7 protein-coding genes are annotated in these 12,529 nt (G+C 58.5%); 3 read left to right on the top strand and 4 right to left on the bottom strand.

Features of this window, described 5'->3' with window-relative positions; all coding sequences use genetic code 11:
* Positions 1-20 precede the first annotated feature (20 nt).
* On the top strand, positions 21-1,331 hold the full coding sequence (locus tag GWR55_RS16080; RefSeq protein WP_162403168.1) for a glucoamylase family protein: 1,311 nt from the start codon (positions 21-23) through the stop codon (positions 1,329-1,331).
* A 125-nt stretch (positions 1,332-1,456) separates the two neighbouring features.
* Here the strand turns inward: GWR55_RS16080 and GWR55_RS16075 are convergent, their stop codons facing one another.
* From GWR55_RS16075 to GWR55_RS16060, 4 genes are all read right to left on the bottom strand, one after another.
* Positions 1,457-5,824 (bottom strand): glucoamylase family protein, encoded by a 4,368-nt coding sequence (locus GWR55_RS16075; protein ID WP_162403167.1) that lies wholly within the window; start codon positions 5,822-5,824, stop codon positions 1,457-1,459.
* Between the two features lie 72 nt (positions 5,825-5,896).
* The gene (locus GWR55_RS16070; RefSeq protein ID WP_162403166.1) at positions 5,897-7,723 is read right to left on the bottom strand and encodes an ABC transporter ATP-binding protein; all 1,827 of its coding nucleotides are present in this window, start codon (positions 7,721-7,723) and stop codon (positions 5,897-5,899) included.
* Positions 7,724-7,892: 169 nt separating this feature from the next.
* Positions 7,893-10,052, bottom strand: a complete 2,160-nt coding sequence (locus GWR55_RS16065; RefSeq protein WP_162403165.1) for a translation factor GTPase family protein — start codon at positions 10,050-10,052, stop codon at positions 7,893-7,895.
* Between the two features lie 337 nt (positions 10,053-10,389).
* Positions 10,390-10,893, bottom strand: coding sequence for a MerR family transcriptional regulator (locus tag GWR55_RS16060; RefSeq protein ID WP_162403164.1), 504 nt, complete (start codon positions 10,891-10,893; stop codon positions 10,390-10,392).
* 266 nt (positions 10,894-11,159) lie between these two features.
* On the opposite strand from GWR55_RS16060, the gene GWR55_RS16055 reads away from it, so the two are divergent.
* Complete coding sequence (locus GWR55_RS16055; RefSeq protein ID WP_162403163.1) at positions 11,160-11,768, top strand: hypothetical protein; 609 nt, start codon at positions 11,160-11,162, stop codon at positions 11,766-11,768.
* A gap of 52 nt (positions 11,769-11,820) precedes the next feature.
* Positions 11,821-12,486: a zinc ribbon domain-containing protein gene (locus GWR55_RS16050; RefSeq protein WP_162403162.1), complete on the top strand. Its 666-nt coding sequence runs from the start codon at positions 11,821-11,823 to the stop codon at positions 12,484-12,486.
* Positions 12,487-12,529: the final 43 nt, after the last annotated feature.

Genomic DNA, 12,529 nt, shown 5'->3' with positions numbered 1-12,529 from the left:
ATGAAGACGCCAGGACGACGATGATTCCTTCGCGCGCGCTCACGCGCCGAAGAGCGTTGCAATGGATTGGTGGCTCTCTTCTCGGCGGCCTGGCGTTTCCGTCTCTCGAGAACACCGCCCTGGCGGCCCCGCGACCGGCGCGGCTCGATCCCGACGCTACCGCCTTTCTCGATGAGATGGAGCGGCAGGCCTGCCTCTACTTTTATGAACAGGCAGATCCCGCGACCGGACAGATACTGGACCGCGCCAACAATCATCTGCCCGCAGGACAAATGGACCCCCGCTTTGCGTCCAGTATCGCGGCTACGGGATTCGGTCTTACCGCTCTCTGCATTGCAGACAGCCGGAAGTATCTCCCATCCGATCGAATCCGGCGACGTGTCATCGCCACCCTTCAGTTCCACTTGAAGCCGATGCCAACCGAGCATGGCTTCTACTACCACTTCAACGATGTCAAAACAGGACTTCCGCTGCTCAATGTCGAGGTCTCGCCGATCGATACAGCGATCTTTCTGTGCGGAATCCTTACCTGCCGCGCATACTTCAAAGACCCTAAGATCACCGATCTCGCCACCCAGATTTACAACCGCGTCGACTGGCCCTGGATGCTCAACAACGGGCAGACCTTCGCGCTGGGTTGGCTTCCGGCGACTGGATTCCTGACGCCGCGATGGGATCACTATGCAGAGATGATGATGATGTATCTGCTGGCGATCGGATCCCCGACGCATCCCATCGATCCTTCCTTCTGGAAGAACTTCTCGCGACCGCGTGTCAGGTTCGAGAAGTTTCATTTCATCAGCGGCCACGATCCGCTCTTTATCCACCTGTATTCCCACGCCTGGTTCGACTTCTACCGGAAGCGGGACTCCTACGCAGACTACTTTGCAAACTCCGTCACCGCCGTCCGAGCGCACAAGGCATTCTGCCTCAGCCTGAACCGCGGCTACACCGACGACTATTGGGGGCTGACCGCCTCCGACTGGATGCATGGTTACACCGCATGGGGAGGGCCACCGTTGATGGGACCGATCGACGGAAGCGTAGTTCCGTGCGCCACGGCGGGATCGATGCCCTTCCTGCCGGAAGACTGCCTGCGCGTGCTTCGCTCCCTTAAGGAAAAGTTCGGCCAGTATGCCTGGGGGAGGTATGGCCCGTGCGATGCATTCCATCCTGACCTGGCATGGTATGACGCGGACGTCCTCGGCATCGACCTCGGCATCAGTGTCTTGATGATCGAGAACTACCGTTCCGGCTTCGTCTGGAAGCACTTTATGGCAAACCCTGAACCCCCCAACGCCTTGAAGCTTGCCGGCTTCAGAAATTATTAAACGGCTCTAGCAAAGGTGGGCAGGCCGTCATCGCAAAAGTGAGGAGGCCGTCATTCTGAGCCGCAGGCGAAGGATCCCTGTCTTTTGCCTGGAGCGCCTACGCTGCTTCGGGCAGAAGACATCCGTCAGGCCACCCTGGATTGTCCCTCAGCAGGAGGCGCTTTCTCCACGGTAGCCTCATCCAGTTCTCCTTTAGCCTCCTTACTCAAGGGCTTCTCGTGCAACAACAGCTCCGTCGCCCGGACGATGGGCGTACTGTGGAACCATCGCTGGAAGGCCCCTTCGCGAAGCAGATTCGTCAGAGCAAGCAGACTCATCCCCTGATGATGAGCCATCCAGGACCGCACCATCTGCGGCTCCCGTCCTTCTGTATAGTCAGCAGCTTCGTAAAAGCCGTAGTCGCCGACCCATCCCATAGTCGCCATGCGACGCAGGTTCGCCACCGCATCGTCCCGTAGAAGCCCCAGCGCAAGAAACGTGGAATAGGGTGAGATCACAGGGCCATCCTCCGCGCCGTACTTCAACGCGATCTGCGGAATGCCCCACGCCTGGTATCCGTATCGCCCGGCCGGGTCGGTCCTGGCGAATCCCGATTCCGAGATACCCCACGGCATGTTTCTTACATGATCGCGCTGAATCCGCAGGGCCGACTCCAGCGAGCGGGTAATCAAAGTATTCGCGTAAGGACGCATCCAGAGTGACGGCATCATGTACTCGAACATCGTGCCCGTCCACGAGAGCAGGCAGGCGCGTCCCTTCACCAGAAGATGGGACCGATCGAGGCGGAACCACGACTCCTGCGGGATATCTCCCTTTGCAACGGCAAGGAAGAATGCCATCCTGGCCTCGGACGCCAGCAGGTCGTAGCAGGCTCCGTAGAGCTCACCCGTCACGCCGTCATAACCGATCGAGAGCAGATTCCGCGATTTGACCAGCAGGAAACCATACTGCATCTGGTCCGCATAACGATTCGCTCGCGCTGCGATCGACTGGAGATCCTCGCACAACCTGGTGATGCGGGCCTTTGCAGCCGGCAACAGCTCGCGCAGCTCGCCCGCAAGCCGCTGCAGTTCTGCACTGCCCGCGACGGTTGCAAGTTTCGCGTCAAGATCGTTGATGTAGCCGAGCGCCTTCGACAGCGTCAACGACTCCGGCTGCGCGACAAGCGTAGCACCCTGGAAGAGAGAAGCAAAGCGGGCAGAACGCCAGGGAGCATAATTCTCCGCAAAACCCCTCCAGTTCTCGCGAGCGCGACGCCTCTCGGCTTCCGCCCAATCCCCACCGTCGCTTTCGTCCCTTGTCGCCAGCCATTCCTCCTGCAGGAATGGCCGTTTCAGCATCTCCAGAACTCCCGAATGCATGGAGTAAAACGAAGCGGCGAGGTTCCCGCTATCCACTGCCGAGACGATTCTAGGAGAGATCGGCTGCAGCGTCTCGATGTCATACCAGTTGTAGATATGCCCGCGCTGTTTCTCGAGCTTGTCGTAGGTATCGAACGTTCCCAGCGTCGCCGAGGCAAACCACTCCGGCGTCACAAAGCCAAACTCACAGGCCGCCTGGCGTGCATTAATCAGCATTCCCAGGTTAGTTGGAGAAAGCTTCCTGACCTGGTAGGTCTCCCTCTCCTCTACATTGTCGGGAATCAGCCAATGATTTTCGGGGCCACCGAACTCCAGGAAGTATCTCCAGATCAGAAGCGCCTGCCGCTCTAGGAACTCACGATCCGCCTTCTTCAGTGGCCCTTCTTCCGCTCGCGGAGGGGAGTTGACCCAGGTGGCTACTGCAGGAGCGAGAGCCCACAGTACCAGCACGGGAGCTGCCGCAAAGAGCGATGCAGGACGGGCTAGCGCAAGCCCTAGAGCAATGGTTAGGGAGATAAGCGGAGACAGCTTGAGATATGTATCGAGCGATCCACGTCCCGCGCTGCTCTCCGACTGCGCCGCCGTCTCCCAATCCAGAAGATTGTTTCCTGAAAGGAAGATGCGCACGAGCGAACGGATGATCGCATCGAGTGACAGCAGCATGTGATGCGGAAGGAAGATCAGGTTCAGCAGCGTTATGGCAAGGGAAGAGAGAAACGTCCTTGCCCCATCGCGCAATGCCGCGAAGCTGTGCCGGAAGAGCGCCCGGCCTAGGTAGAATCCCAGTTGTACCAGTCCGGGGAGCAATATCAGTACCAGCACAGCGACGGTCCAGTACAGCCCTCCGCCCGGCAGGAAGAACCATCCAAAAACGAACAGCAGAAACGCAATCGGCTCAATCAGGCTGCGGCGCAGATTATCCAGAATCTTCCAGCGCGAGATCGTACTGATGGGATTCACGACCAGCCGGCCATACTCGTCCGGCACAACATTAAAAAGCCAGCGGAGAATCTGCCAGTCGCCACGCACCCAGCGATGCTTGCGCTTCATGTGCGCGAGATAGTGCGATGGATAATCGTCGATGACCTCGATATCGGAGACCAGACCGGCGCGCGCATACGCTCCTTCAATCAGGTCGTGCGAGAGCAGAGCGTTGCGTGGAAAACGATGATTCAGAACCGCGTGGAACGCGCTGACATCGTAGATGCCCTTGCCGGTAAAGATTCCCTCACCGAATAGATCCTGGTAGGCATCCGAGACAGCCCGCGCATAGACATCGAAGCCCGTTTCCCCGGAGTACAGCGCCGCCAGACGCGAGCGCGATGCCGACGATACGCTCACACCCACTCGCGGCTGCAGAATGCCATATCCCGCCGTTACCGTCCGCAGCTTCGGATGGATGATCGCCTGGTTGAGAGGATGGATCATCGTGCCGATCATGCGTGCCGCCGTGCCCTTCGGAAGCTGTGTATCGGAGTCCAGCGTAATGACATACCGGATGCGTTCCAGCACTCCCAATGGACCAGCCTTGCGGGGGAAGCTGTCATGCTCTTCCTCCAGCAGCCGATTCAGGTCGAGCAGCTTGCCGCGCTTGCGCTCCCAGCCCATCCATACACCCTGCCGAGCATTGAAAGCACGATGCCGGTGGAGCAGCAGAAACGAACCTGCCTGGCGATCGGCATACTTCCGGTTCAGATGGTCAATCAACCTCGCCGCATGATCCACCAACGGTCCTTCGTCCACCTGCGGCGGACGCGCCGCCGTATCCGGAAGGTCCGTCAGCAAGGCGAAGTGCAGGTTGGGATCCTGGTTGGAAAGGTACCGGGCTTCAAGCTCATCCACCAGCTCTTCAACCTGCTTCTCATTCATCAGCAGCGTCGGCACCACGACCAGCGTCGCAGCTTCGCGTGGAATGCCCTTCGAGAAATCGAGCTTCGGAAGAGCCTCGGTCTTCATCAGCATGACGACGATGCCGTTAACAAGATCGACTGCTCCCTGCGTCGCCGGCAGCAGCGCCAGCAGCAGCGCCGCCATCACCGGCCAGAAGTCATGATGAGGCACCAGCGGCAGTATGATCGCCGTAATCAATAAGAGCGCGAGGATGAAAGTTCCCAGAATGTAGAACTCTTCGTTATAGGCGCTTACCCACTCCTGCAGCCTCTCCATGGGCGACGGACGGAAGCCGATGCGGAGCTTCAGCTCCCGAATGCCGTCGGCAAAGAGGTAATAACCGATATGCGACTTCCTCTTCGCCATCCGAGGATCGGAATACTCCGTGTGAGCTGCCGTCTGCGCAAGCTCAAGCGCGACCTGGGCAGTCTGGACCTCGTTGGTATCCGCATGCCTGGCAAGCTCGGCGATGCGCAGGCGATACGCCGCGCGCGTCTCTTCCTCCATCAGAGCGAAGACACCGACGGGATCGAGACGCAGCACAGGATCGAAGGCCACAAGCGGCTCGAGAATATCTCTCCATTCGATCTGGTTCATGCGCCGCAGGCTGTGAATCGGCGCCGAGAACGGCGACTGCTCGATGGGGGGCAGCTCACCCTGCGCAAAGGCGGCGTCTGCGCGGTTCAGGATGAACTCCAGCTGCGAGATCCTCAGTGCATCCGGCAGCAGCTCAATCTCCCGCAACCGCAGGGGGTGGTGGAGCTGCACCTGTTCCACATAGAGAGACAGCGTTCGCGGAGACCATATCCCATCCACCGCCGTCAGATAGCTTCCGGCAAGATGAATGACCTGCGGCAGCATGCCCACGGGCGGAAGCTCCGCCACCGGAACATCCTTGAACATCGTGGCAGCCCCTTCTCCCCGGGGGATCACCGACTCAAACATCCTCGCGCTCTCCACCAGCTCCAGCTTGGGAGTAAGTTCGCTGGTGGACGTCCCCTGCTTCCAGATGGGCACGCGAGCGGCAAGCCACTTGCGCAGATGATCAAGATAACGAATCAGATCTTCCTGGCTCTTGCCCGGCCTTTGCGCGCGAAGCCGCTGCGCCAGCTCATTAGCATGCCGCTTGAGCTCCGCTTCTCCAATCGTGGGCTCCTCAGGCAGCCCTGTGGCCGCAGTCTCCTGGATCGGTGCCGTTAATGGGGCGGCGTGTGCCGACGTTAAATCTTCAGACAATGCCATCGAACCTCTGACTCAACTTCCTGTGATCTTCAGATGCATCTCGGATGCCCGTCATGCTCTTGCGAGGTAGCGTTAACGATAGCTGGCCGCCTGCATCTCAAACATCCCTGCATATACACCGTTCGCTGCCATTAACTCTTCGTGATTGCCCTCTTCAATCAGCTGACCGCCAGAAAGAACGACAATACGATCTGCCATACGAACCGTCGAGAAGCGATGCGAGATCAGAAGGGCCATCTTCCCCTCCGTAAGCTCTGCAAAGCGCTCAAACACTTCCAGCTCGCTGCGGGCATCCAGTGCTGCCGTCGGCTCGTCCAGAATGAGAAGCTGCGCATCGCGCAGATACGCCCTTGCCAGCGCAATCTTCTGCCACTCTCCTCCGGAGAGCTCGACGCCGCCTTCAAATCTACGACCCAGCATCTGATCGTAACCTCCGGCAAGTTTAGCAACTACGTCATCGGCCAGGCTCTTATGTGCAGCCATCTCAATCTCCGGCTGGCTATTGATGTGATCGATACGACCGATCGCAATATTCTCTCGCGCCGACATCTCGAATCGAACGAAGTCCTGGAAGATTACTCCGATATTGCGATGAAGGTCCTCCAGCGAATACTCGCGCAGATCTACGCCATCCAACAGAATCTGCCCTTCGGTCGGATCGTAGAGACGCGTGATCAACTTCACAATTGTCGTCTTGCCCTGGCCATTCTCGCCGATCAGCGCAATTCGTTCCCCGCGCCGCAGCTTCATGTTGAAGTTCTTCAACACCCGCCGAGTCGTGCCCGGATACGCAAAGGAGACGTTGCGAAACTCGAACCCCTCCTGAAGATGCTCAGGGAATTTGCGGCCCTGCGGGTTTGCATCCACAATCGACTTCATTTCGAAGAACGCCAGCAGATCCGTCAGGAACAACGCCTGGTCCGCAATACCCGAGGCTGTTGAGAATACCTGCTGCAGATTTGAACTGGCCTGCTGAATGGACGCTGTGAGAAATGAAAACTGGGCAATGTCGTAATGCCCCCCAAGAGTACGCCAAACGACATAGACATAAGCACCGTAGTAGCCCAGGGTCCCAATGATCCCCAGCAGGCCACCGATAAAGAGCTTCGATCTCGCTAAAGCGACATCCTCGCGATAGATCTGGTTAGCGAGCACCTGGAAACGTTCTGTGAAGAAACGGTGGAGTCCAAAGAGCTTGACCTCTTTGGCTCCCTCACGGCTGCCCGCTACTTGACGCAGATATTCCATCTGCCGCTTGGCGGGAGTCTGGCGAAAGTTTTTTGCATATCCCAGAAAGGCAAAGTGAGTCTCCCCCAGAAAAGAGGGCAGAACTCCCAGTCCCAGCAGAAGCACGAGCCATGGAGAAGCGAATGCGAGTGCCGCAGAGAAAACGAGCGTCGTAATCACTTGCTGGACCAATCGACCCAGCTGCTGAATCAATATAAGGCGATCCGTCGCTTGAACGCGAGCACGCTCCAGCCTGTCGTAGAAGACTGGATTTTCATATGTCGTCAAATCTAGGCGGGCTGCCTGATCCATTACGCGCACACTGACATGTTGCGTATATCGATTTGCAAGCAGCGCATCAGAGTAGTCGATGGCGCGCGTCAACAAACCGAAAACGACATTGAGTCCGACTTCGGTCGCTACCAGAATCCAGAAGTTCTCAGGCAATGTCTGCCCATGAAGAACATTCGCAATGTCACCGAGAATGATTGCCGCGACCTTTGCGATACCAAAGGGCAGCACAGCCACTATGACACGAAGGATAAGGCCCCAGGTGACGACCCACGGTCCGGACTCCCACAGGATGTGCAGCACAGGGGGAACATTGCGAAGCGCCCGCAGCCGCTCCAGCCAGGGGCTCTGAGCCTTTGCAGGACTTTGGAGTTCGTTCATATCCAGGTCTTTATCGACAGTTTCTCCCCACGGACTTTACCTGATGGATGCGCAAATGCATGATGGCGTTGGTTTCCAACACCCATCGCATCTCGGCACTTCATTGCAACCGGCTTTCCAAATACCCTAACCTACTGAGCAGGCTGAGTCACTCCGGAGGCAATCCATCTCAGGCGTCATACTCCGCCGAAGGCCTCTTTACGGTGGCAATAATCTTTTCTGTGAGTTGTTGCGGGACAAGATCGTAATGGTCTGTATCCATCCTGAAGGTGCCGCGTCCCTGCGTCATCGCAGTCAGCGACGAACCGTAGCTGAGCATCTCGGCCATGGGAACCTCAGCGCGAATCAAGGTACCCGCACCGGAGGCCTCCATGCCCTGAACGCGACCACGACGACTGTTCAGGTCCGCCATTAACACTCCCGCAAACTCCTCCGGAGCTTCTACCTCCACCCGCATCACCGGCTCCAGCAATGCTGGCTTGGCCTGTTCCATGCATTTGCGAAAGGCAAGATGCGCTGCCAGCTTGAACGACATCTCGCTGGAGTCCACGTCGTGATAACTGCCATCCAGCAGCGTCACTTTGAAGTCTCCCACCGGACATCCTGCAAGAAAACCACGAGCGGCCGATTCGTAGATTCCTTTCTCCACCGCAGGAATAAACTGCTTCGGAATTGCGCCGCCAAAGATGCTGTTGACGAAGACGATCCCGCTTCCGCGCGGCAGAGGTTCCATCCGAATCTTGCAATCGCCAAACTGGCCATGACCTCCGGTCTGCTTCTTGTGTCTTCCCTGGGCCTCCGCCTGACCGCGTATCGTCTCGCGATACGGTACCTTCGGGGCCTTCAACGTCACCTCGGTGTGGTATCGCTTCTTTAGTTTGGAGACGATCGCCTCGATATGCGTCTGTCCCGCACCTGCCACAAGAAACTCTCCTGTCGCAGGGTCGCGGAAGAAGCGCACCATCAGATCCTCTTCCATCAGTTTGTGCAAGGCCGGGGCAAGCTTGTCTTCGTCCGCACGCGACTTCGGCTCGATCGCATAAGTCATCACCGGCTCGGGCATCGCCACCGGCTCAAGAAAGATCTCGTGCGCCTTGTCTCCCAGCGTGTCGCCGCTCAACGTCGAGCGCAGCTTTGGCACAGCCCCAAGATCGCCGGCGTGCAGTTCAGGAATCTCCGTCGGCTTGCGGCCCTGCATCACCGAGAGATGCAGAAGACGCTCCATCTCGTGACGCGTAAAGTTCTCGACCGCCGTATCGTTCTTCGCAACCCCGCTGACAACCTTGAAGAACGAGATTCGGCCTGCGAACGGATCGGTCATCGTCTTGTAGACGTAAAGAGCCAGCGGCTCCTCGTCTGTAATGGGCCGCATCACCATCTCTTCCTGTGTCAGCTCATCGCCTGGTTTTGCTTCGCCGTTGCTGTGTCCGGCAGGCATCAGGCTCGCCGCGCGGGCGGCTATCGGCTCACGCTCCACCGGGGCAGGAGCATAGATCTTAAGAAAGTCCAGCAGATGGTCGGTGCCTATATTTTTCAGGCCGCTGGTGTACAGCACCGGAAAGACCCTGTCTTCGCGAATCGCCTCGTGCAAAGCCTGGATCAGATGTTCTTCCGGAATCGTCCCTTCGCGGAAAAACTCCTCCATCAGCTCGTCTTTGCCCTCGGCCACCAGCTCCACCAGCTCCTCGTGCGCCTCGCGGCTCTCGCCCTCCAGTGCAGCAGGAATCCCGCCGGGCTCCCCGCGTCCGCTCCCGTCTGCCTGGTAGAGATACGACTTCATCGTGACCAGATCCACCACGCCATGAAAGCCCTGCTCATCGATAATGGGCAACTCCAGCGGAACTACCTGCCGGCCCCATCGCGCGCGCATGGCGTCGATCATCCGTCTTCGGCCTTCCTGCCCACCCATCTTGGGATGATCCACCTGGTTCACCACAATGGCGCGCGGAAGAGCTACTTCCATCGCGTACTTCCATACGCGATCCGTCATCGTCTCAATGCCGGCGCAGGCATTGACAACGATTAGCGCAGACTCGGCCGGCATCATGGCCGCGCGTGCCTCGTGGACGAACATATGAAAGCCCGGAGTATCGATCAAGTTCACCTTTACTCCATTCCACTCCGCGAAGGCGACCGCATTCGACATCGTCGTCTGCCGGGCGATCTCCTCATCATCGTATGCAGTCACGGCAGACCCATCCTCGACCCGGCCCAACTGGGGAGTCATCCTGGCGGCATGCAGCATGGCTGCTATGAGCGATGTCTTTCCACTATGCGCATGCCCCACAACCGCAACATTGCGGATCTCGTTTCCCGCATAGACCCTCATACTCTACCCTCCATATCTCCCTCTGGATTTGGGTTGTAAGTGGCGTTCCGTGCCGCTGATCGGAATGCAGAAATATCTTCTGTCGAGAAAAGGAAAATGGCAGAACCACACTGGGGGCGCATGCACCCTGGAGTCTTCGCTGGCAATGCCGGTCTAACGTCCATTTGCTTCACGGCGACACCCCACTTTCGCTCGTGCAGTCCCAATGTCGTACGCTCGCTCGATCCTCCCAGGGGTGGCACGGTCACAGCGGCCCCCTCCGGCGAAAGCCGGATGCTATCACATCCTGTGATTCTTTCGTCAAACTCTGGAATTTAGAACGTGGGAAACAGTCCTGCTATTCGCCGTCCGGACGAAAGAGCTCGTCCTTTGAAGTCCTGCGTGGCGCAGAGGAGGCACGTGGCGGCCGAATACTGTGAACGGCGCTTCGCGCAGGCGGACGGGAGAGATGCGCCACCAGCTCCCGCATCTCTTTCTGCAGCTTGCGAAGCTGCCGGGAGGAATCCGCTGGCCGTGCCATGTCCATGTCCAGGGCAAGTTGCGGCGCCTTCTGCTTCTGTTCGATCCTGATCGCCTGCCGCGCGCCGGAGATGGTATATCCCTCGTCGTAAAGCAGCGATTTGATGTGCAGGACGGCCTCAACATCGCGGCGGCGATACAGCCTCTGGCCGGTGCCCCCTTTATGGGGCTTCAGCTGGGGAAACTCACTCTCCCAGAAGCGAAGAACATAGGCCGGAACATCGCAAAGCCGCGCCACCTCTCCAATGCGGAAGTACAACTTATCCGGAATCTCTGCTCCGGAAGGCGCCGTTTTGCTTCGAATTGTCTGGTGCTGCGACATGCTGCGCTCCAGAAATGCCTTTGCCCTTCCCTAAGTATAGGACAGTACAGGGACAATCCAATACGTCATTTCTTTTGCGGAACACTTTTGGGTCCTTCCTGTATCCTCCTCTTGCCCGTCCAGTGGCATCTTTCGCAACGGTGTGGGCAGGCTTCACTTCCTTGCATCCGCAGACTGCTGCAACTCCACAGGTCTCAAAGTCCCGTGCGGACCAGGAACTTCGTACAGCTCAAAGACGTATGACTTTGAAGGAAAGGCTGACCGGAATGAGTCCAAAGACAATAGCTCTTGCAGTGACACTTCTCTCCGTGGCTCCTCTCAGCGGTTGCCGCGTCGCCGCCGATGACCACGGCGACAGCAAGAATGTAAAGGTGGCAACTCCCTTCGGTGGCGTCGAGGTCAAGACCAGCGACAAGCGGGAAGCCACCGGCTTCGGGCTTCCCGTCTATCCCGGCGCAGAGATCGTCAAGAAGGACAAGAACAACGGTTCGGCAGACGTCAACCTGAGCTTCGGCAAATTTCAACTGCGCGTCAAGGCCGTCAGCTATCGCACCCCCGACACTCCGGAAAAGGTCACCGATTTCTACCGTGATGCCATGAAGCGCTACGGCACGGTTATCCAATGCGACCACGACAAGCCCGTCGGAAACCCCATCGAGACCGACCAGGGGCTTACCTGCTCAGACGGCGACAAGAAGCATGTTGCGGCCCGCGCCGACCAGGACGGAAAGATCGAACTCAAGGTCGGCTCCAAACAGCACCAGCGCATCGTCGCCATCGACCCGGAGGACTCGGGAACGAAGTTCGGCATGGTCGTCCTCGATCTTCCCGGAAACCTCTCTGTCGGCGGAGATAATCCCGATCAGCGCCAATAGCGATTCGGCCCCGGCTTGCCGCCCGGTTTTCGCATGGGATAGTTTTGAACCTATGCAAGCGTATTGCCACCGGTGCGAGGAACCGCTGCTCTCGGGCGACGAGTCCCCTGCGTTCTGCCCTCACTGCGGCGCTCCCCAGATCTATCTCTCCGACGCTCTGGAGACCGCCTCCGCGGCAGGAGAAGCCTCAACCGGCGTCCTTCCGCCGCCGCATCCACAACAGATCGACTGGAAAGCGGCCATCCTTTGCGCCATGATGGTCGCCCTCGTGGCAGCAGTCCTCAGCGTCGCCTCGACTCGCCTTCCGGCCTTCTCTTTCATCAACTGGCTGTGGACCATCAGCGCCTCGGTCGTGGCTCTTACGCTCTACCAACGCCGTCGGCCCCAGGCCCTGATGGATGCCATGGTCGGCGCGAAGATCGGCGTTCTGGTGGGACTTACCCTCATCGCCTCCATTGGTGTCGCTATGGCGATCGCCGGGCTGGTGGCCCGCTTCGGCCTGCATAATATGGCTACCTTCGACGGGGAGCTCCGGGCCCAGATCGAAAAGGCAGCCGCGGCCAACCCTCAGCCCGCTAATCTGATGCGCTTCATCTATTCTCCGGAGTTCAAGGCGGGGATCATGCTGGCAGGCTTCTCCATGCTGGCCGGACTGGTCGTCCTCATGTCCACCGTGGGCGGAGCGGTCAGCGGTCTGCTTCGCACTCGACGCCAGTAGCTCACCGAACATCGAACACCCGCCTCCCTGCTGGTATCATCAG

It is taken from the genome of Edaphobacter sp. 12200R-103 (assembly GCF_010093025.1).
Lineage (GTDB): Bacteria > Acidobacteriota > Terriglobia > Terriglobales > Acidobacteriaceae > Edaphobacter.
The sequence above is the reverse complement of the archived record's forward strand: the minus strand, read 5'-3'. Positions and strand labels throughout refer to the sequence as shown.

Excerpts from the sequence above, each read along its gene's own strand:
- GWR55_RS16080 (WP_162403168.1), top strand. The coding sequence starts at position 21 with ATGATTCCTTCGCGCGCGCTCACGCGCCGAAGAGCGTTGCAATGGATT.
- GWR55_RS16075 (WP_162403167.1), bottom strand. The coding sequence starts at position 5,824 with ATGGCATTGTCTGAAGATTTAACGTCGGCACACGCCGCCCCATTAACG.
- GWR55_RS16070 (WP_162403166.1), bottom strand. The coding sequence starts at position 7,723 with ATGAACGAACTCCAAAGTCCTGCAAAGGCTCAGAGCCCCTGGCTGGAG.
- GWR55_RS16065 (WP_162403165.1), bottom strand. The coding sequence starts at position 10,052 with ATGAGGGTCTATGCGGGAAACGAGATCCGCAATGTTGCGGTTGTGGGG.
- GWR55_RS16060 (WP_162403164.1), bottom strand. The coding sequence starts at position 10,893 with ATGTCGCAGCACCAGACAATTCGAAGCAAAACGGCGCCTTCCGGAGCA.
- GWR55_RS16055 (WP_162403163.1), top strand. The coding sequence starts at position 11,160 with ATGAGTCCAAAGACAATAGCTCTTGCAGTGACACTTCTCTCCGTGGCT.
- GWR55_RS16050 (WP_162403162.1), top strand. The coding sequence starts at position 11,821 with ATGCAAGCGTATTGCCACCGGTGCGAGGAACCGCTGCTCTCGGGCGAC.